Source organism: Ruegeria sp. AL3 (assembly GCF_056536065.1).
In genome coordinates, this window is sequence record NZ_JBQFJG010000001.1 from 836,895 (window position 1) to 856,306 (window position 19,412).

19 protein-coding genes and 1 tRNA gene are annotated in these 19,412 nt (G+C 52.4%); 14 read left to right on the forward strand and 6 right to left on the reverse strand.

The annotated features are described in order from the left end of the window. Positions 1–300 precede the first annotated feature (300 nt). Positions 301–1,335, reverse strand: a complete 1,035-nt coding sequence (locus tag ACR3E6_RS04215; RefSeq protein ID WP_171105875.1) for an IS110 family RNA-guided transposase — start codon at positions 1,333–1,335, stop codon at positions 301–303. Positions 1,336–1,779: 444 nt separating this feature from the next. Here ACR3E6_RS04215 and ACR3E6_RS04220 point away from each other — a divergent pair, with 444 nt between their 5' ends. The 7 genes from ACR3E6_RS04220 (at position 1,780) to ACR3E6_RS04250 (ending at position 5,793) form a co-directional block, all read left to right on the forward strand. Then, complete coding sequence (locus ACR3E6_RS04220; protein ID WP_171105877.1) at positions 1,780–2,010, forward strand: DUF1192 family protein; 231 nt, start codon at positions 1,780–1,782, stop codon at positions 2,008–2,010. Between the two features lie 211 nt (positions 2,011–2,221). Next, complete coding sequence (locus ACR3E6_RS04225; protein ID WP_171105878.1) at positions 2,222–2,737, forward strand: hypothetical protein; 516 nt, start codon at positions 2,222–2,224, stop codon at positions 2,735–2,737. Between the two features lie 391 nt (positions 2,738–3,128). Next, positions 3,129–3,222, forward strand: a tRNA-Ile gene (locus ACR3E6_RS04230). Positions 3,223–3,239: 17 nt separating this feature from the next. After that, positions 3,240–3,662, forward strand: coding sequence for a hypothetical protein (locus tag ACR3E6_RS04235; RefSeq protein WP_171105879.1), 423 nt, complete (start codon positions 3,240–3,242; stop codon positions 3,660–3,662). After that, complete coding sequence (locus ACR3E6_RS04240) at positions 3,655–4,152, forward strand: hypothetical protein (RefSeq protein ID WP_171105880.1); 498 nt, start codon at positions 3,655–3,657, stop codon at positions 4,150–4,152. The genes ACR3E6_RS04235 and ACR3E6_RS04240 overlap by 8 nt, the downstream gene beginning before the upstream one ends. Before the next feature lie 4 nt (positions 4,153–4,156). Then, entirely contained in the window at positions 4,157–5,446 is a 1,290-nt protein-coding gene (locus tag ACR3E6_RS04245) for an AAA family ATPase (RefSeq protein ID WP_171105882.1), read from the forward strand. Positions 5,447–5,499: 53 nt separating this feature from the next. Next, on the forward strand, positions 5,500–5,793 hold the full coding sequence (locus ACR3E6_RS04250) for a hypothetical protein (RefSeq protein WP_171105884.1): 294 nt from the start codon (positions 5,500–5,502) through the stop codon (positions 5,791–5,793). A gap of 617 nt (positions 5,794–6,410) precedes the next feature. Here ACR3E6_RS04250 and ACR3E6_RS04255 read toward each other — a convergent pair. Next, positions 6,411–7,418 (reverse strand): AraC family transcriptional regulator, encoded by a 1,008-nt coding sequence (locus ACR3E6_RS04255; protein ID WP_170755644.1) that lies wholly within the window; start codon positions 7,416–7,418, stop codon positions 6,411–6,413. 117 nt (positions 7,419–7,535) lie between these two features. Between ACR3E6_RS04255 and ACR3E6_RS04260 the strand changes: the two genes are divergently transcribed. The 5 genes from ACR3E6_RS04260 to ACR3E6_RS04280 all read left to right on the forward strand — a co-directional run bounded on the left by ACR3E6_RS04260 (position 7,536) and on the right by ACR3E6_RS04280 (position 12,171). Next, the gene (locus tag ACR3E6_RS04260; protein WP_480485998.1) at positions 7,536–8,948 is read left to right on the forward strand and encodes an amidohydrolase family protein; all 1,413 of its coding nucleotides are present in this window, start codon (positions 7,536–7,538) and stop codon (positions 8,946–8,948) included. Between the two features lie 26 nt (positions 8,949–8,974). After that, complete coding sequence (locus ACR3E6_RS04265; protein ID WP_170337125.1) at positions 8,975–9,739, forward strand: DUF3299 domain-containing protein; 765 nt, start codon at positions 8,975–8,977, stop codon at positions 9,737–9,739. Next, entirely contained in the window at positions 9,736–10,914 is a 1,179-nt protein-coding gene (locus ACR3E6_RS04270; protein WP_171105889.1) for a carbohydrate porin, read from the forward strand. Before ACR3E6_RS04265 ends, ACR3E6_RS04270 begins: the two co-directional genes overlap by 4 nt. 114 nt (positions 10,915–11,028) lie before the next feature. Continuing rightward, a complete protein-coding gene (locus tag ACR3E6_RS04275; protein WP_171105891.1) occupies positions 11,029–11,409 on the forward strand; it encodes a hypothetical protein in 381 nt (126 codons plus the stop codon). Positions 11,410–11,967: 558 nt separating this feature from the next. Beyond that, on the forward strand, positions 11,968–12,171 hold the full coding sequence (locus tag ACR3E6_RS04280) for a hypothetical protein (RefSeq protein WP_170657931.1): 204 nt from the start codon (positions 11,968–11,970) through the stop codon (positions 12,169–12,171). 88 nt (positions 12,172–12,259) lie between these two features. Here ACR3E6_RS04280 and ACR3E6_RS04285 read toward each other — a convergent pair whose 3' ends face one another. Genes ACR3E6_RS04285 through ACR3E6_RS04300 form a run of 4 tightly spaced genes read right to left on the reverse strand, consistent with a single transcriptional unit; the run spans position 12,260 to position 17,701 of the window. Beyond that, entirely contained in the window at positions 12,260–14,056 is a 1,797-nt protein-coding gene (locus tag ACR3E6_RS04285) for a TniQ family protein (RefSeq protein ID WP_171105893.1), read from the reverse strand. Then, on the reverse strand, positions 14,053–15,042 hold the full coding sequence (locus tag ACR3E6_RS04290) for an ATP-binding protein (RefSeq protein WP_170657933.1): 990 nt from the start codon (positions 15,040–15,042) through the stop codon (positions 14,053–14,055). Before ACR3E6_RS04290 ends, ACR3E6_RS04285 begins: the two co-directional genes overlap by 4 nt. Then, positions 15,042–16,997, reverse strand: a complete 1,956-nt coding sequence (locus ACR3E6_RS04295) for a Mu transposase C-terminal domain-containing protein (RefSeq protein WP_171105895.1) — start codon at positions 16,995–16,997, stop codon at positions 15,042–15,044. Before ACR3E6_RS04295 ends, ACR3E6_RS04290 begins: the two co-directional genes overlap by 1 nt. Next, positions 16,994–17,701: a hypothetical protein gene (locus tag ACR3E6_RS04300; RefSeq protein WP_171105897.1), complete on the reverse strand. Its 708-nt coding sequence runs from the start codon at positions 17,699–17,701 to the stop codon at positions 16,994–16,996. The genes ACR3E6_RS04295 and ACR3E6_RS04300 overlap by 4 nt, the downstream gene beginning before the upstream one ends. 75 nt (positions 17,702–17,776) lie before the next feature. On the opposite strand from ACR3E6_RS04300, the gene ACR3E6_RS04305 reads away from it, so the two are divergent. Both ACR3E6_RS04305 and ACR3E6_RS04310 read left to right on the forward strand, forming a co-directional pair. Further along, positions 17,777–18,604 carry a hypothetical protein gene (locus ACR3E6_RS04305; protein WP_171105899.1) on the forward strand — a complete coding sequence of 276 codons (828 nt, stop codon included), beginning with the start codon at positions 17,777–17,779 and terminating at the stop codon, positions 18,602–18,604. Positions 18,605–18,786: 182 nt separating this feature from the next. Next, a complete protein-coding gene (locus tag ACR3E6_RS04310; protein ID WP_171105901.1) occupies positions 18,787–19,392 on the forward strand; it encodes a DUF6308 family protein in 606 nt (201 codons plus the stop codon). Positions 19,393–19,412: the final 20 nt, after the last annotated feature.

Below are 19,412 nucleotides of genomic sequence, written 5' to 3' on the forward strand. Positions count from 1 at the left end.
GCTGTTCACTGGTGAGAGACCGTTAGTTTGAGCAATTTCGATGTCCGCTTCTCTAATTGGGCGTTTGGGTCAAGCTCGTATTTCTTCGTTGTTTGGGATCATTTTCGCTCATCCGGGTCACGCTTCTCTTCGCAGTCTGATTGACGCCGCGCGGGGCATCGCTGCACGCATGTGTCGGATTGGTTGTGGAGAGCCTCGCTTTGAGACGCGCTTTTGTTGGCGCAGCAGACATTTTCGGCTTCATCCACGAACCTCGTCCGGTGAGGACGACCCCGTTCAGATTGATGTAGGGCGTTTAGATCATGCCATGCCCTCCATCTTTTCCGAACGGAACTCGGTTCCATCCGCCCACATTCGGTGAAGCATGACAGCCAATTTGCGAGCAACAGCCACAACGGCGCGTCGACGCCCTTTAGTGCGCATCAGGCGCATACCCCATGACTTGATCTGCGATCCGGCCATGGTTCGCATGAGCAAGGCATTGGCAGCAGCATAGAGGGTTGCACGGACATCTCGATCCCCGGCTTTGGATATACGTCCGGGGTTGTCATGCTCACCGGATTGGAACCGTCGGGGTGTCAGCCCAAAGTGGGCGGCCACTGTTCGGGATCGTTTGAAGCGCGCAGGGTCATCGACAGCGGCCTTGAACGTCAGGGCTGCGATTGGTCCAACACCAGGGACTGTCATCATGCGCATGCAAACCTCGTCCTGGCTTGCTGCGCGCTTGACCCGGCGATCCAGTTCCAGAAAGTGCTGATATAGAACCAACCGTGCATCGAGCAGCGGCAGCATGGCATGGGCCAGAACCTCGTCCATCTCGATCATCGGCCGGACAACGCCGTCAAAGCTGCCATGCTTCACCGTCTTTGGCAGCCGTATGCCGAATATCTTCAGTAGACCGCGTACTTCGTTGGCCAAATCAATGGTCTTGCTAAGTAACGCCTTCCGCGTTCTCAAAAGAGCTCGAACACCATGAGCCTCTCGGCTCTTCATGTGAACGGGGCTGAACCAACCCGTCCGCAAAATCTGGGCAATACCACGTGCATCGTTGCGATCTGTCTTGTTGCGCATCGCGGACAGCGCGGCACTCACCTGACGCGCCTCCATGCAGACAACATCGAACCCTGCCGCGGTCAGGCCGTAGAAAAGATGCTGGCTCAAAGTCCCAGATTCAAAGCCAATGCGCTCAATCGGGAAGGGAAGCGCGGTCAGATACCCTCCAATCTCTTCGATCTCACAAGGAAGGTCTCGCTCAAACAGAACAGCACCTTTGCCATCCACAACACAAACTGCGCAAGACCGCAGCGATACATCCAAGCCTGCAAAGTACTCCATCGTCATTCTCCCTTGTTCACAGATCTCCTGTGATCCTATCGGGAGCTCGACCTCAGATATGGGTCAGCCCAATTACGCATGCTTTGGGCTGGAAGCGGCCATCCGAAAACCTTCCCCGGCAATACGGCGATGGCGCTGGAGTTGACGGAAGGGTCAGTCGAGAAACTGAGTGGCAGGACAAAGGCGATCCCGCAGTTCATGCAGCCGCGTTGGTGTGACACTTCACAACACGGTTGAAGTCCACTCAGAACCGTCACCGAAAGACCGGATCCCGCCATTCAAGGTCCCCAATTGAATGGCGGGTTCGTTCTGTGTGGTGAGAGTTAGCGAGGCTCGCAATGGACGGCGCGTCCTGGAGTTTTTCTGAGTGCCAATGTCCTGGCTGAAGCTTTGCCAACACCACTAGCTTCGGTCTGCTATCATCAGACAACAATGGTGGATTCGATGACAAAAACAGAGACCGAACAGTTTGAGCACATCCAGTTTAGGATCCCTAAGGCGAAACTGGATGCGTTTAATGCGTTAGTCTATGAGCGTTATGGCATGAAACATGGCGGTAAAACCAAGATGTTCCTCGATCTGATCGCGGAACATCAGACATCGCAGAGGATCACGTTGTTGAAAGCCGAGATAGAACGGTTGGAAAAGCAAAGGCAGGATAAGCACGCGCTCTAGGAAAAAACCTCACCGCCGGGCCGTTAGTTCCTGTGGTCATGGGTGACGCGAAGCAGTTGCAAATCCGGCACAAAGAAACGCGACTTTCCTGTAGTAATAGATACTACAACTTGCAGTTGATGCGACAAGCAAAGACCATTTTGTCCACCGAAGTACTGACGGAACCCCATCGGACCTGACCCCCACCGGCGGAATTCCAGGAGGGCGCGTAATGTCTGAAGCTGAAGCCACCATCAATGTGGTCGACTACGACAACATTAGATCAAGCGTAGAACGCGAATTGGGCGAAACTCCACTCGGTTGGTCAGGGATCGTGACTGAGCTTTTTGAGCACATCAAAGCACGCAGTGACGAGATTGAGGTCGAGTATCCAAAGGTACTCCAGATCAAGGAGAAGTTTGGCGAACTCCGGATTTACTTTAGCAAGGCATCCGAGGATGAACGCATCCGCGGCTGGGTCGCAGCTACTATCGATAGGGCGAACCAGAGTTGCGAGCGATGCGGGAACGCGGCACGCCCGCATGATTTAGATAGCTGGATCATGACCTTATGCTGTTGGTGCGCGCATGAAGAAGCGGCCAAGCGGTTCGATAAGCACAAACGCCGCTATTTCCGCCGAACAGACGCCCCCGAGCACCTCGTCTGTTCGGTCTGTGGCTATGTTGGACATATCGACCGTTCAGATGACAGGCGGAGGTGCCCCAGTTGCGTGAAAAAAGGCTGGTGAGATCTGGGCGGGTTCCACGCCGCTCACGAAACTCATCGCCTCATGTGGAGTGACTTAAGAGCTGGTCTCCCGCTGTCTCAGAGAAAACACGGAACCTGCAAACCAGTTCGCGCCGACTAAGACTCCGGACTTCCGGGCGCTTTTTGAGAAACCAGAATCACCTCGCGAATCTCCCCTTGAGTGGGAAAATATACGCGCCTGATACGGTCGGGAGGCAGCGTTTCTCACAGCCCATGATAGAAAGTTCCCGGAACTACGCGGTGAATCACGACGTTTTGCACGCTTCATGTTGACACGATGCCCCGAGCAGATGCAGCTTCGCCCCATGACCAACACACGCATCCACTGCCAACGAATACCGGCTTAAGTCGATACCCCACGCGAAACTCGTGGGAGGCAGCATTGGCATGCGGGCGGGGCTTATACCCCTGTAATAGCTCCAGATCAGAGTGCACGAGCCGGTTCGATTCCGGCGCCTCCTACCATCCTTTGGAGGCATTCCATGTCACAGGACCCCAATACAAATGAAGACCTGAAAAGACGCCTGAAGCTCTACGCCAACGACGAGCTTCTATCGGAAGTCAAAACGCGCATCGAGACTGGTGAGCTGAAAGAAACGCTTCTGTTCCATGGCGCTACAGGTCGCATGTACTCAGACTATGGGAAAGAAGACCGACGCCGTCTTCCTCCAGACGCCATTCTGCGATTGGTATTCCCTTTTCACGAATTCGATCCTGACAGTATCAGTCATAAAAACGTCTCTGAATGCCTGTTCGACTTACCGGACGAACACTTCTCTGCTCTCAAATCGACGGTGGCGGCAGAGACAGAAAAAGGCCTGCATCGTCTTGTTGCTGTGCTGGAGGAAATCGCTTCAGTTCAAGAATCCCAGCCCCCTAGAACCGGGGATCCGGCGAATGAGTGACATCTTCGACTACGACGACATCCGCGGCTCCGTTGAGAAGCACCTCGGAAAAATCAACCTGGGCTGGGTTCGTATTGTCGCCGAGTGCTTTGAAGCGATCAAGAAGCACTGCGACCGGCGTGAAGAAAGCTATCCCTCGGTCGGCCTGATCAAGCAGAAATTCGGCTCGCTTCGAATCTATATGGATGGGGCGCAGGAAGACACTTTCATTCAACTGCGGTTGCAGCAAGCTATGCAGGAAGCAGAGATGTCCTGTGAGCGGTGCGGTAACGCATCCACAGCTCAGGTCATCGCTGCCTGGCATGTCAACCTGTGCTGTTGGCACGCGCACGAGGCGGCCACTGAGCGGATGGAGACCTTTCCCACGGTGCGTTTGAATACTCGTGCCAAGCGAGATGCGCTTCAATGTCGTAGCTGCGGCTATATCGGACAAATTGCCTGGGGCGCATCGGGTCACCGATGTCCCGCCTGCGTGGCGAAAGGGTGGTAACCCGATGAGTGGAACAACCTGGGAAGAAGATGAGATTTTTGCGCTGGCTGGCTTTTGCCATGACGAGGCAGACATCCTCCGCCCTGTTTTGAGCGCAGCCAACTCCTTTGCCTCCTGGGAAATCGTGAAGCAAAGGATTTTGGAAAGGGCCAGTTCTGAAGACCTCCTCAAGGTGATCAATAAACGATCTGAAGAAACCGCAAGATTTAGCGATGATCCTGACAACTGGCGGCAGACTGAAATTAACCGTTTGAGGGAAATCGATCCTGCTCTCACCGTCTTCGCCCAGGACATGGTGGAACAGATGACGAGTCTGAAGCGCTGGAAAGAGGTCATGTGCCTCATCTCCGAACGTCATGCTGCCGACATGAATATGGAAGCCTCTCGCGCAGAGAGTGAGAAAGCCACTGCTGCCCGATATCTTCTGGACAAGGTGGACTTTGAGTACCTGCCACGCACCCTCCGAAACGAGATGCCGGAACATATCAAGCAACTCACAACCTGGAGCAATCAGTTCGCCCGACTGGGCTCACTTGATGAGCTGAACGAGCTTCGTGCAGTTTCACAAAGGTTCCCTCATTGCAACTTCGTCATCGAGGGGATGGTCCACCATATCGAGTGCCGATGGAGCATCGGATCTGACATCCTTCATATCCAACCCACCCTACTGGTTGGCGAGCCCGGCATTGGCAAAACAGCTTTTGCAAAGACAGCCTGTAAAGCTCTCGGCCTTTATGTGCAAAGCGCAAACGTCGGCGGCAAATCGGAGAACCATTTGTTTGGTCTTTCGGTAGGTTGGAGTAGCGCGCATGCAGGGATCGTGACGGAGGCCGTGGCAACGGCACGCGTCCTTAACCCAATGATCATCCTCGACGAAATCGACAAGACGCACGCGAGCCGCAACGGAGATATCACCGGCGAACTTCTTGCGTTGCTCGAGCCCTCTGAAGCCAGGAGATATCGAGAGAAATATCTGGCGGCTGACTTGGATGCCTCGCATGTGAGTTGGATTCTGACAGCAAACGATCTGACTGGCGTACCCGCCCCTCTTCTCAGCCGTTGCACAATCTATGAAATCCCGCCTCCAACACCGGAGCAACTGCCTGCGATCATTCAAAGCCTGGTGAGTGAATTCGCTGCTGAGTTTGGATTGAGGCCTGAGTTCTTTCGGCTGGATCTGGGCGATGTCGAAGCTCTGGTAGACACCTATGGGCGGCACAGATCAGTTCGGATTTTGAGACGGCTGGTGCGGGGCCTTCTGCATCAGAAAACCAAAAACCACTCGTGGAACTAAGGCAGGCCCACGAGGGCCAAGCGTGCAAACACCACAAAATAGGAAGGACGAAAATGCTTAGAGTTGTTGTTTATGTAAACCATACTCCAATCGCGGAAGCCCATGCAGGAAACATGTCCGGGCTTGCAGATATTTCTGACTACAAGGTCCGAGTATTCGAAGATGAAGCCCCATATCTCGACATCCCGGCTCAGGATGTGACCGGCTGGATTAAGGGGCACACACGCCGCAGCAGCGTTTGGTATCTGGTTCAAAAAATTGCCGAGTTGGCTGTACAGGAGATTGAAGCAACGTCTGACAATGAGCACGATGTGTCGCCAGATGACACCCAGCAAAACGAGCAATGAAGAGTACCGGAGCCGGTCTCCTGTCCTTCTGCACCATCGCAAACTACTCGCGCTGGAAGACGAGCTTGTTTGCAGAATTAGAGCCTCTCCTGAAGAAGCGCTCGCACGCCCGAGAACTGGCTTTCTGAGGGCGATGAAGTATTATGCAAAGTTAGCCAATTGCCCGAAAGCGTCAGATACAGAGGGGAATGGGAATGTCAGAAAAAGGGCCCAATGAGACGACCGAAGAATTCGAGAACCGCTGCGAGCTAGACGCCATCACCGTGGCCTTTCTCCTCCTCAAAGCAGCGCAGTTCGCCTCAGAGGATGGGTTAGCGCGGAAAAGCATGAGCGCTGATGAGTGGGGAGAACTCGCCCCAAAGCAGGTCTAGGAAGGGTAAGTGTCGCCGGTTTTTTGAAATTTTGCGATAGGCCGCAGTCAGCCCGAAGCGGACCTTCGCAACCAAGCTTTGCTAACTCCGAAATACACAACGAAACGGCCAGTTGCAGAGGTTGTATCGGCGGTGGCAACCAACCATTCATGTCGTCGACTAACCTGTTCAACGTCGCACTACAACTTCTCCGAACTGATCCCACGAGGACCTAATCTTCGAAGCGTTCATTTGGCTCGACCACATTTACTTGCTTCGGAACTTGGTCGGTGTCATTCCGGTCTGACCTCGGAAAAAGCGAGTGAAATGGGACTTGTCAGAATAGCCGAGCATCAGTCCGATCTCTGCAATTGTCATCTGGTTTTGTTTGAGGTGCTCCTTGGCGACATCGATACGCAGCCGTTTGATTTCGCGCGGTAACGTTGTGCCTTGTTGATGAAGCGCTTTCAGGAACCGTTCCGGCTGTATTCCCAGCAACTCGGCCACCATCTCCGGCCCCAAATCGGGTTCATCCAGTTTGCCGCGCAACACAGAGCGCAAAGCAGCCACCACAGTTACTTCTTCATCTTGTCGCGGTGAGGCCATCGGCTTGGCAGAGCCGTCAGAGACATGGTGCAAAAACAACCATTCCACAGGAAAACTAATTTGCATTCCGGGATCGGTTCCAAGGCCAACCTCGATCCCTTTGTAGTCGATAGGCAGCCCATTGATGTATCTGCTTTCCCATCGCACACGGGAAGAGTCCCAGGACTCTCCGACGACGGTCTGCAATAGGCGTACATAGATTGCGGCACCAAAACCGGTCACCTGAATGGGTGGGACGGTTGGTTCCTGTTGCCTCTCGATACGATAAGTCGCTTTGTCTGCTTCAATGACAAGGCTGTGCCGCACAGAATTGGACTCCTGCGGCACGAGCTCAACAAAGCGGGTAAAAAACTCGAACAGCGTTTTTGTAGATTGCAAGGCTTGAGCGAAGGGCGGCCACTCTTGCAGGTCAAACGCTTCCCCTACATTCAGTCCTAGGTATCGATCCCCTGATACTTCTGAGAAAGCATTTACCAAGCCGTAAACCAACTCGGAGTGAACGAACACGGATGGGTTAGTCATCAGTTCAGCTTTCAAGCCGACCTGATCCAATGCTGGTTGCGGATTGATCTTACGTTCGGTGAGATATTGCAGAAAGGGAGCGGCTAAAGAGAGGCGAACAAAGCCCTCGCTATGCTCTCGGGAGGTGGAGTTGAAAGGCAAGCTCATAACCCTTGTTGGATTAGCTTTAAGAAGTGGCCATTTTTGCAGTCACATTCGTACATCTTAATTCAAAAGGGGCAACCGAGCCAATGAATTCCAGACTATAGTTGGCAAAACATGAATATGAAGGGAGTACTTATGTCCGGCTTACGAATGTCTCTTTGCTCGACGGCAATTGTCGCGGCAGTTCTTTCTTTTTCGGCGACCGCGCAGGCTCAGGATCAAGAAGAACCCCAAACGCTGTTTACCAACGTGCATGTCTTCGACGGTGTGAATGAGCAACGCATTGAAAATGCCAGTGTTCTGGTCGAGGGCAATCTGATCAAGTCCGTCTCAACCGATGCCATTGATGCGCCGAGCGCGACGGTTATCGACGGCGGTGGGCGCACTCTGACACCGGGCTTTATAGAGAATCACGCGCACCTGATGCTCATGGGGCCATCGATTGCCGAGATGGAAACCAACTCGACCTGGGAGGATTTCGCCATCCACGGGACCCGGATGGCCGAAATGTACCTGATGCAGGGCTTCACGACCGTTCGCGATGCCGGGGGCGCTGGGGGCGGGCTGCGGCGCGCAATTGACGCCGGCCAGATCGTCGGCCCCCGCTTTTATCCTTCCGGGGCATTTCTCGGAACACGTGGTGGTCACGCCGATTTCGCATCCTTCACATCTCCGCCGGGTGGGGTGACCAACTTTGGGACTCTGAATATGGCCCAACAGGTCAACGGTGTTGACGAAATTTACATGTATGGCCGCAACAACCTGCGCATGGGTGCCACGCAATTGAAGTTCATGCAATCAGGTGGGGTGATTTCGGCATTCGATCCATGGCAGTTGCTCGCCGGTTCGAAAGAAGAGATCGAGGCCGCTGTTCAGGTTGCCAACGAGTACGGCACCTATGTCATGGCACATTCCTACCGCAAAGAAGCGATCATCAATGCCCTGAATGCAGGGGTCAGAACCATTGAACACGGATTTCACTTTGACTGCGAGATTTCTGCTTTGATGAAAGAAAAAGGAGCGTACATCACGACGAACATCACAGCATTTGATCCAGGCCTACTTGATGTTCCTTCCGTGAAAAACAACCCCAACAGTTTGAGGAAGGCCAAATCGGCCTCGGCGACCTTCGAAGCCTACATTCCAAGTATGAAGGAATGCCCGGCGCCGCGCGGTTTCCAAACCGATTGCGTCGGCTCGGTCGAAGCGTGCAACATCCAGATCGCCTACGAGAAACATCTGAATAACCATTTCTTCGGCCCCTATGCGTCGATGGTAACCCTAACTTCGGTAGGTGGCGAGATCGCGGCACTTAGCGGTGATTTCATGAACCCCTATCCGGATGGCAAACTGGGTGTGATCGAAGAAGGCGCCTATGCCGACATCCTGCTGATAGACGGCAACCCCCTCGAAGACTTCTCTGTCGTTGGAACAGGCGATCAGTGGTTCGGTGCGGACCCGAGGCCGGACAGCCCGGAAACAATCCGCCTGATCATGAAGGACGGTGTGATCTACAAAAACACACTGGATTGACCAGATAAAGCAGCCGGAGAGCATTCATGCGAAATTGGTTTTGCTCCGCAGTATTCGCAGGGTTGGTTTTGTGCGGTTATGATGCTGCGGCGACGCCTGGAACCGCGTTGGACTGGGCAGATCTGCCAGATCCGTCTGCGCAGGTCTTTGATGACCCCTATCGTGAACTCAGCCCCGAACAGTTCGACGATGTTCTTTTCGTTGTGCGTATACGCGGCAGGTTGCAGCAGGAGGTTGGCAGCGCCGAAGAACGGCAGAAATGGCAATTGCTTTTAGCAGAGACCGAAGACGCCTTGGTGTCAGACGGAATTGACGTCGACTGGTTACTCGATCAGCGCGAGGTTGTGACTGAACGTCGAAGAAAGGCTGGAACGAGCGGAAACCCGCAATTCGACGGCAGAACAATCACACTCGCGGGCTTTGCCATTCCTGCTCCAAGCGATCCGGACGGCCGGCCTGTGGCGTATTTGGTGCCAGAAAGAGGGATGTGCAGCCACATGCCTCCACCTCCGCCTAACCAGATGATCCGTGTGCGGTTGAACGGGGACTGGGCGCCTAGCTATTTCCACGAACCCGTTCGGCTGACAGGCACGCTGACTATCGATCCTTCCGTTCATAATATGATGGTTGTGGATGGCCTCATGCCTATGAATGCGACTTTCCAGCTAGAGGCGGAACGTGTCGAAACTCTGGAAACCGAGGCAGACAGGTTGGAATGGAAGCAGCGTGCTGCTGATCGCATCCGCGCGGCAGGAAATCGCAAGACCGGTGGGGCACAGGCGTCAAAATGATAAGACTTCTGGTTGCCGCATTGAGCATTGCATTTGCTGGCGCAGCGTCGGCTCAGGGACTATCCGGGCCATCTTCAGTCGAAGCCGATCTTGCGCCCGGAGACGGGCTCACCGATCCGCAATATCGTTCCGATTTTCCACGCAACATCGCACCGGGTTGGTTTCAGTGGAAAGACCGACTGGCTGAGGGTGGTTTTCGGTTCAACATTGACTACCTGGCATTGGGCCAAACCACGGATGCTGATCTGGGAACCGGCGAAGCAGCCAGCGGAATTGCGCGGTTCTACGGCAGTTGGCAGGCAACTGAACGGGGGTCTCTGACATTCAAGATCGAAGACAGGCACAGTTATACTGACGTTGCTCCGCAATTTCTCGGGCTGGATGGCGGAGCCCTTTCAATCACGGGAACAGCCTTCAATGACAACGGTTTGCTTCTGACCAATTTGTTCTGGACCCAAAGGGCTGAGAATGGGTCGTGGGCGCTGCAAGTCGGCCAGATTGATGTAACGGACTTTGTGGATATCTACGGGTTGGTAAGCCCCTACAGTGGTTTTCAAAACCTGTCTTTCAATACCAACCCGACAATCAACACGCCCAACCAAGGCCTTGGTATTGCCGGTGGGGTAAAGCTGAGCGAGAACCTCTACGCCGTTGCCAGCGTATCAGACGCAAACGCCGACCCGTCCGATCCAAACTTTGATGTGTTTAGCGACGGCAATCTCTTCAAGTCGCTCGAACTTGGGTACACGTCCGGCTTTGATCGCATCTACTTCGACAATATCCATCTGACCCTCTGGCATGCGGATGCGGCTGACGATGGCAGTCGAGCAGAAGATTACGGCGCAGCGTTTTCCGCCGCATGGTTTGTTGACAATAAATGGATGCCGTTCTTCCGTGCAGGGGCCTCGAAGGGAACCGCAGCGCTTTATGAACGGTCGATTTCTGCCGGTCTCGGTTACTATGGTCGCAACACCGATTTGGCCGGTCTGGGCCTAAACTGGGCCGAAGCAAGAGGCATAGATGGCGATCAGTTCACGCTTGAAGCTTTCTACCGCTTTTCAATCTCACCCGGACTGCAGATCACGCCATCGGTACAATTCATTTCCCACCCGCTTCTAAATCCCGATCAGGACCGGATTACCCTGTTCGGTCTAAGAACCCGGATCGTTTTCTAATGCGGGGTGAAGGCAGTCACTAAGGGGTGTGCCAAAGGGCAACTAAGAGAGATCAAGCGCGTGCCGGAATTTTCAACGCCGGTCGAATGAAGTTGGGAAGCAAAGGAACAATCTATGAAGATTGCATACGGAATTCTTGCAGCCTTAGCAGTTGTGTTTTTCATCCTTGGAGGCAGCGATGCCCATGCCAAAGACAACAAGGGTAAAAAGCCGAACAAGGGGGGCAAGAACGGTGATGTCAGCATTCAGATAGAAGACAAACCCGGCAAAGGCCCAGAAGCTGTACCACCTGGACAGATCAAGCGCTACACGCGCGGTGCCAAGCTCCCATCTGACCTGGAGTTCGAGGATATTGGGGACCTTTCCAAATGGAAGCTTGGGGAGCCGGGCAAAGGAAACCGCTACATTCTGGTCGATGGCGAAGTCCTCGAAGTTACGAATGACCTGTCTACCGTGGTCGATGCCGTCGGCATCGTCGGTGATCTTCTAAATTAGGCGAAAGTACGATGTTTCAGGGCAAGAACTACCTCGTTTGCCCTGACGCTGGCCGGGGCGATCATTTGTGAACCCCGGCCCAAGTTCAAAACCCGGATCCGAGGCGCTACGATGATAAAGGCCCTTCTTGTTCTTTTTGCGCTTGCTACCTTTTCGTCAGCACGCGCCCTACTCGCTCAGGAAAACGGTGCAACTGAAGTCCCGCAAACAATACGCTTTGAGGGCTATGTATAGCCCAGTCGCGAAGCAGAACTGTCGCCTTTGGTGGACAATGTGGTCAACCGGACTTTGCAAAGTCTGCTTTCTGCGCATAGCTGACCTTAGTGTCCGGTGAAACATTTTGTACCTTGGGCTCAAGGTAACCACTGAAAGTGTACTCACGACTGGCCGTTTTTCTCGTGCAGCGGTGGTTGGCTGACGAGAGCGAAAACGCTCCATAATCGCGACTTATGTTAAATCTAGAACAGTCTCTGGATCGGGGGCAAAATCCGGAATTCTTATACCTGAGATTAATTTCGACCTGCAATGGTTGCCCGGTATTCTAAGTAAGGATTTGACATGAAAAAACTAGCGACCATCGACCTGCCCAGAGCAAACGCCAATGCATTTGAAGTGCTGGCACGCTGCCAGACCGCAGCCGAACGTGCCGGAGCTGAGCAAGCCAGAATTCAGACCTTTCTGGAGGACGCCGTCCAGGGCGATTATGAGCACTTGTTGCGTGTGGTGAATACCCACTTCGAGGTCTCTAGCGCCGCGACTTGACCAGAGAGGGCCTGGTATGCCGCCACGCAACCACGAACCCGTAATTTGGCAGCGCATTCAGTCATTTTTCGGATAGCGCGGTCGACCACTAGGCGGCCTCAGACAGCAACGAAGCCAGGTCACTTAGTTTTACTAAGTGCCCTCGCGTCGTCTTACCTTCAATTTGCGCACCATGGGTCTCAATCCCTTTGCTCTCAAAATCAGACAGGAGCTTTCGGGACGTTGTTCCTCTCGACCTAGCCAGTGTCGCAACGGGCATGTACTCGCTTTGAAAGATCGCAAGCTGCTGCGGTTTGACCAGGAAAGACTCGCTTGGTCCATGCGGAACGGTGCGAGAACCGAGCAGGCCCAGCTTGCACCAGTGAGTTACAGCCTGGGCCTTCCAGCCCGTTAACTTCGCGACATCATTTGCAGTCCAGTCCAACGAGTGCCGTTCTGATCTGAGAAGTTCTTCAACAGCAGATTTCTGGAACCTGAAATCACCGAATCGGACATCCTGATCTTCCAATGCAGCAGCGACAGAACCTTCACAAATGAGACGAATGAGTTTCTTCAGCGCCGTCTTGTCGGTTGTTCGATTAAGCGTAAGCTCTTTGAACAAAACTGCCTCTCCCGTCACTTCGGTGGCCGATGCTCTTATCTTGAGGACAAGATCCTCTACAGAATTCGAGTAGAACCGGCCATCCACGAGCGGTGGCCGATCTGAAACTGGGACTTCGCCGACCACACCAAGTTCTTTGAGAAATTGGAATTGTGTACGTCCAACTCCCAGATAGTCACATGTTTCTGCCGCGCTCCAGAAACGCCGACGATCTGCTGCAATGTTGAGAACTTCGAACCTGGGAACGACTGTTTGATTATGTCCAAATCCGCGTTGACTGATCTTACCAGCGATCTCTTTTTTCTGGACTGCCGCAACGAGACGCTGTGCAGAAATTCCGAGTTGTCGCGCCGCTTCCGTTGCGGGCAACCACTCTCTCGATGAAGTAGACGCCAAATGACCCGGATGGAAGCCACTGAATTCTTTCTCGATCACACGAGCCACTGCGTCCTTAAACACATCGTATTCAGGTTCTCGAAACCGCATTAGGCGCTGATACCAGTTGCCAAGCCGCTCGGGAGCGGAAGTCGCAGCGGGATCGCCTTCATTAAGCAGCTCTTTCACGTAGTCTTCGAAACCGTGCGGCCAGTTTGCCAAAAGGAGTTCGACCGGCGCCATTAGTCGAACCGCGTCTTCAACAGTTTTCGGGATCTTCGTTTTTCCGGACTTGCCTGTGCGGCTAGCTTGAAACCCAGAGGCTAGAAAATGAATGAACTTACCAATGTTGCTCGGGGGCGTAGTTCCGGTTTTTGCATGGGGGACCAATGAACCGGTGCCTGAGATTGCGGATGCAATATCGCATTCGTGTTCTGAAGCTTGGTATTGCGGCAGTTTATCAAGGGCAAACCCACAACTGCACAAACGATAGCCACCTACCTTTGGTGTCAATCTCTCCGAACAGTTTGGACAAACATCAACCAGCCTCAATCGATGTTCATGACACGCAGTTACCAGGGAGTGCCGCCAATGCGCTTGATACGGTTTCTTTTCCGCCAGGCATTGGGGGCAAACTGGGTCAGAGTGAAGACGTTCGTATTGCCAGTCTCGACTAGAATCTTTCGGTGGCGAGCTAGGTGCGAGACGTTCAAGTGTCCCGGGTGGAACTCCCAACTCCTCTTCAATGGCTGCGATATCATCAACCAATCGACGCCCGTATCGATTGCCAAGTTCTGTCAAGAAGTCCGACGTAAAGTAGTGTGCTTTTGCTCGCCCTAATCGCCTAAAATAGCCCAACAAGCTTTCCGAATTTTCTGGTCGCAGGAAGTCGGAGCGTTTCGATGTCATGCGGCCTCTAACGCCTCCAGGTCAATGAGTGACTCTGGGGTCACATCCAAGCCAGCGTCCTGCATGACTTGAATGTAGGATCGAACAAGGTCGATTTTCTGAGGTGCTTCCTCCCCAAAAAAGTAATCAGCGTTTAGGCTCTGTTGCGTTAACTGAATTGCGCTGTCCGAGATAATCTTGGATGTCAGCGTCTTCGACTTCATCTTGAGAGCAGCCACTTGGAGGATGCGCACGAGCATTCCAACGCGACCTCCCGTTACGCCGTATAATCTGACCACCAGTTCCTCAAAATCAAAGTCAAACTGGCCACCGGCGGCTTGCATGTTGCATAGAGCTTCAGAGAACGCTGCGGCAAAGCTTGTAGCATCGGCGCCATTCGACCAAGCATAAGGAAACAGCTCGATGGTCGACAGCGTTCTATCCCTCAATTGCTCGTTTTCATCAATGAGCACCTGAAACTTAGGCAACCCGGCGAGGATCAACGTGACCCCTGTTTGATCGATTAGCCATTTGAAATGGTCGGTGGCGCCACGTTTTGACAGATGAGCACCTCGTTCGGCGCAGTGGCTACATTCATCCAACGCGATTGTGCGAATACCTTTTTCACGCACTGCGAAACACAAACGGGCCTGTAGATCATGTGCGCTTTGATTTGGTCCCGCTTTAACGCCGACGGCTTCCAGCATCGCTGTAAGCAGTGTCTTACTGTTTGGTTTGGTCGGAATACTTCCGATGACAAAATCACTCGCTCCGCCCAAACCAGAATACTCAAGCAGGTCACTGCTGAGATCGGGTGACTGCCCGAGTTCAATTTGAACGTCATTCAAGAGTTGCGTCTTTCCGCAACGTGTAGGCCCAGACAAGAAAATAGCGGCGCCGTTCAACTTGCGAGAAATGGAGACGGCTTCAACCAATTGGTCTTTTGCAACCACATAGCTTGGATGTTCAATTGTCCGGTCGAGGACTTCAAACACTCGCTCTGTCATTACGGACACCCTCCTTTGGAGACAAAACTTGGCAATTTGCTGGGCAAATCAAACTTGGGTTTTTCCGCCCTGTACGCGGGCTCTGAATGCCCGTGCTTATCCATGACTCTCTTGGATTGGGCGAAGATTTCCTGTCTTCGCTCCTCTTTGGCGGCCTTCTCCCTGGACTTTGCGGTCTTTGTCTTTGCCTTTGGTTCTTCTTCATAAAGGTGCAGAGCCATCGCAGAGATCAGCGCCTTTTCTTGAAGCTCTTCGTCTTCCGCCGTGAAAGTTTTCTTTCGCAGTCTCGCCAACTCATCGAAGGATAGAGCCGGGCACTCTTCATACTTTGCAGGAACGAAGAAATGCCCATTATTCAGGCGATCCAGAACCGCAATTTCTCGAATATCATTCGGGTCAACGCGAATTTCGACCGACGCAGGCACACCGACCATTTTCAAGTAGTTGGCAAGTTCAGCGCTATGGTACGTCACTCCGCCGTAGGAAATACCGTACCGTTGCACAGTTCTCGTCGCGGCCTTAACCATAAACATCTCTCTGAGTTCGTAGGGATCTGGGGGCATTGGTACAAAACACTCTTGGGAAGCCCTCTTCCAAGATTGCATCGGACAATCCCGTGTTCGGAGCACGTGTTGTACGCGCCGCCTGGGCATGCGTAAGTACACATCGTAGCGCCATTTTTGCAGGCGTGTTTCAATATCTTGCAAAGTCAGGCAGGCCTCTTTTTGGGCCTTGTCAGTCCGATCTCTCGGGCCGATGAGAGACGTTTGCGAAGCACCAGGAAATTGCGTGACAAACCGGCTCAACTCCAAGAAGAAACGTTCGATGAACGGTTTTTTATCCGGTCGACCTGGGATCATCTTGCGCCATTCCAGGCTCGAACAATCGATGATCGTATGGAAGACGTCACCGCTGTTTTCACTGCCCTGGTCTGTAATCAACAGCTGAGGAGTGCCAATTGTCTGAAAATCATTCTCGATACCGTGCATCATGAAAAATGCTGGTGTTTTGGGCTCCAAGATTTCCTTTACAGTTCGAGAAACCAACGCGGTGTCAGGACGGCTCCAGCTGAGTTGCATCCCAAGAATAACGCCAGTTGCGCAGTCGATAGCTACGCAAATGTAGGGACGCCCAATTGGGTTTCCATCATCATCGACGCACCAAACATCGAGCGTCGTGCAATCCAATTCCACCCTTTCGAGCGGGGTTGATACTCTTTGGTACTCCAGCGCCATAAGATAGCGCCTATTTGCCTCTTCGTCCCCCAGACGGCGTTTTAGGAGTCCGGCATGCGGCAGGCTATAAACGATTGATTCAACGCTTTTTCTCCCGCATGGGCCGGGCACTTTGCCTGCGGATTTGCATTGCCTTCGGTACAGCCGCTCGGCTTGCCGAGCAATCCAAGAGATAGTCTTTAGGTCATTGTTAAGAAAATGTTCTTCCAAAAGATCCAAAACGACCTCCCGGAACTCCGGATTATGCCTCGGAGTACGGTTGCCGGAGTTACTTGTTTTGGATCGTAGACCTGCTTTTCCAGAAATAAGGTACTGGGTGCGCCAATGCTGAATGGTCCTTACAGTCGGAAATGGTTTCTTCCGACTCACGTGAAGCGGATGCGCAGCGAGCTCACCTGCCAATTTGTTTCTAATCTTAGCCCACGAGTATCCTTGCCTTTGTAGCTCAGTTACTCTGACAAGGATCAGTTCTCGAAAGTACGTTTCGTTGTTTTCCTCTGGTGTACCCAGCCTTTTGGAAGTCGTACCGTGAACATGCGGGCTGTTTACCACACCGAGAGAATAGAGCGTCCTAAACTCTTCGTTGGTAATTTCTTTGTATGTCCCTCCTTCATCCTGAAGCAAAACGTGGTCTCGGTAATGATCAACCTCCTTGACCACGAAAGCTTCTGTTCCGATGAGAACATTCCATCCGACATAGCTGGGGCCTTGCTGCGTCACAGTGGAAAGACCTCCAGATGAGACTTTTGGCCGTGGGCTAGTCGTCCGACAGATTTGGGTCGGAGCATGCCTGCTCTAAGATCAACTGAGATGTGGCCCAATACGATTGAACTTAGTACGTCGATCTGGCTACAGCCCAGTTCTTTCAGAAGAAATTCCAGCTGGAATGTTTCGGGTTCAATTGAAGACAGATTGCGAAGGAACTCGTTAGTCGGAGACCTCTGAATGTAGGGATGTAGAGATCGGATATTGTGCACCAAATCTCTGGCAAGAAATTGATCGGTGAGGATCAAAAGCTCTAAACCGAGGCTTCTAAAGATATTTGGCAGTAGCAATGTGCTTTCATTGTGCTTCAACAATCTAGAGTGCCGCACTTCCACGAAGAGCCTCCGACCATCAAAACAAATGACTTCAAAATCAGGAGTGTAGGGTTTTGGCTTGTATCCCGTTCCCTTGAACTTGGTGATGAGCTCCGCTTTTGTTGGATAAACACGACCTGATTTCAGATCGAAAGTGCAGGGTTGCGGCCTGATAGCTTTAACCTTCGGATGCAGGTCGCAACCAAAAGCAAAACTTGCTTCCAATCCACTTTCAGTCTGGATCACGCCCCGTGCTTTTCTTGCGGACAAGAAATGGGACTTCTTTTTTTGCCCTCTTCGCCAAGCTTGGCGCGCGGGAATTTCTGCTCTACTGTCAATTTTCATAGGGTACTCCCTACAATATCAGCGTTACTCACTGCAACTGATTGTTGCCGACGCACAATAATGGTGAATTTACCGATGCGAAAAAGCAACGGCCTCGAAGACGTGGCAAAAAGAGAAAATTGGATAGACTTTGGTCAGGCCCTGGCAGAAGCGGTCGAAAACCCAATAAAATATGACCTTCGCACATCTTCGGAAGTTCTGAATTCGGTAGCGGAACTAAGAGGGAAGCGTGCTCATACCCTGCGGAACCCTCTCGAAGCATACAAGTGGTTAAAAAAGAGATTTCCTGACGTAGAAAAAGAGAGACCAGCTTGGCTAGGTATGACCCTGGTCATGTTTTTAATGAAAATAGAAGAACTGGATCCAACCACTGCTGAAAGACTTGCGCCCCAAGTCTTCGGCGGACAAATGAGACAAGTGCAGTTAAAAGCCGAGTTCGACCGGCTCCGACAGGAGCGAGCGGAAAAACACTCGGATGCAAATCTTTCAAAACTATCCTCTCCTCAACGCGCGCAGATTTTTGACCAATCTGTTTTCTCTTTCCTCAGGCAATACGGACCCAAGATGTTCGGGTCCGACAATGCCGAGCTAAAAGACGGAAGAAGCCTGGGTTCATTGTATCCTGACTACGTCATCGAAGTTGACGGGAAGCCCAAAGTAGCGGTCGAAATAAACGCGCACAGGACAAGAGTAGAAAGACAGTTCGCAATAAACACGCTTGGCTACCTGTGGCTCCTTAGGAGGCTTGTACCCGAGGCTCTGTTGGTCGTTCCTCAAGACTCTGGCTACGACCTGAAGCAGCTGGCAAAACTAAGAGATGAAATTGGTCTGGATGGAATCCGTTTCGCAACCCTTCCTGAAGCCGGAGCCAAGCGTTTCGAAGATTTGGTGCTTCAGGAGTAAGCAAAAGCACCAAAGGATAGTCGAGCTAGCATTTCGGTTTCCGAGACAGTTTAACACCTGTGGCGTAGTCATAAGCTTCGAGGCTTGGCCCGCCAATTCTCAACGTGAGCGTTCTAAAAGCGTCAATAAATGCCATTTAACCGGACGACCTAGTTTGATGTCATATAAGGTTTGGTGAAGGAATGAGACAACCAAAATGGCATGCAGAAGACGCTACCGCTTTTCTCGGTAGTTTGACAGATGCAACAGCCGTCGAAAAACTGAAATCTATTCAGTACTACTCGTCGCACCGGGCCTTAGTAAAACTCGCACAGAAAATCGATGACGATCCGGTCAGTGATGGCGTCCGTGGGTTCGCCTGCGCCGCTTATGGTTGGATGCCTACAATTTTGGATAAGTGCCATCCGGATCGGTTCAATTCGCCCAAACCCGTAGAAACAATAAAAGCGCTAGATGAGCCTCAATCAGCCAAATCTTTTCTACAGGCCATCAATGATCCAGCTCCCATCAATGGTTCATGGGTAGGCACAAGCAAGTTTCTGCACTTTCTGAACCCAGAGTTGTTTCCGATATGGGACAGCAAGGTGGCTAAGAACTTTAGATGCAAATGGCACTACCAGATCAACAGGAAGAACTCTTACTTAGAGTATTTTGATTTTGTACATGCCGAAATTGATAAAGACTATATTTGGATAGATGCGGTTGCGCGACGCATTCGGGACGAGCATGGGTATTCCCCTTCCAGAGTGCGCTGCGTCGAACTAATGCTGTTTGAGCGCCAAAGGTGACTAAGGCGATTTTACGTTAG

Coding starts and splice junctions, on each gene's coding strand:
- ACR3E6_RS04215 (WP_171105875.1), bottom strand. CDS start 1,335: ATGGAGTACTTTGCAGGCTTGGATGTATCGCTGCGGTCTTGCGCAGTT.
- ACR3E6_RS04220 (WP_171105877.1), top strand. CDS start 1,780: ATGACAAAAACAGAGACCGAACAGTTTGAGCACATCCAGTTTAGGATC.
- ACR3E6_RS04225 (WP_171105878.1), top strand. CDS start 2,222: ATGTCTGAAGCTGAAGCCACCATCAATGTGGTCGACTACGACAACATT.
- ACR3E6_RS04235 (WP_171105879.1), top strand. CDS start 3,240: ATGTCACAGGACCCCAATACAAATGAAGACCTGAAAAGACGCCTGAAG.
- ACR3E6_RS04240 (WP_171105880.1), top strand. CDS start 3,655: ATGAGTGACATCTTCGACTACGACGACATCCGCGGCTCCGTTGAGAAG.
- ACR3E6_RS04245 (WP_171105882.1), top strand. CDS start 4,157: ATGAGTGGAACAACCTGGGAAGAAGATGAGATTTTTGCGCTGGCTGGC.
- ACR3E6_RS04250 (WP_171105884.1), top strand. CDS start 5,500: ATGCTTAGAGTTGTTGTTTATGTAAACCATACTCCAATCGCGGAAGCC.
- ACR3E6_RS04255 (WP_170755644.1), bottom strand. CDS start 7,418: ATGAGCTTGCCTTTCAACTCCACCTCCCGAGAGCATAGCGAGGGCTTT.
- ACR3E6_RS04260 (WP_480485998.1), top strand. CDS start 7,536: ATGAAGGGAGTACTTATGTCCGGCTTACGAATGTCTCTTTGCTCGACG.
- ACR3E6_RS04265 (WP_170337125.1), top strand. CDS start 8,975: ATGCGAAATTGGTTTTGCTCCGCAGTATTCGCAGGGTTGGTTTTGTGC.
- ACR3E6_RS04270 (WP_171105889.1), top strand. CDS start 9,736: ATGATAAGACTTCTGGTTGCCGCATTGAGCATTGCATTTGCTGGCGCA.
- ACR3E6_RS04275 (WP_171105891.1), top strand. CDS start 11,029: ATGAAGATTGCATACGGAATTCTTGCAGCCTTAGCAGTTGTGTTTTTC.
- ACR3E6_RS04280 (WP_170657931.1), top strand. CDS start 11,968: ATGAAAAAACTAGCGACCATCGACCTGCCCAGAGCAAACGCCAATGCA.
- ACR3E6_RS04285 (WP_171105893.1), bottom strand. CDS start 14,056: ATGACATCGAAACGCTCCGACTTCCTGCGACCAGAAAATTCGGAAAGC.
- ACR3E6_RS04290 (WP_170657933.1), bottom strand. CDS start 15,042: ATGACAGAGCGAGTGTTTGAAGTCCTCGACCGGACAATTGAACATCCA.
- ACR3E6_RS04300 (WP_171105897.1), bottom strand. CDS start 17,701: ATGAAAATTGACAGTAGAGCAGAAATTCCCGCGCGCCAAGCTTGGCGA.
- ACR3E6_RS04305 (WP_171105899.1), top strand. CDS start 17,777: ATGCGAAAAAGCAACGGCCTCGAAGACGTGGCAAAAAGAGAAAATTGG.
- ACR3E6_RS04310 (WP_171105901.1), top strand. CDS start 18,787: ATGAGACAACCAAAATGGCATGCAGAAGACGCTACCGCTTTTCTCGGT.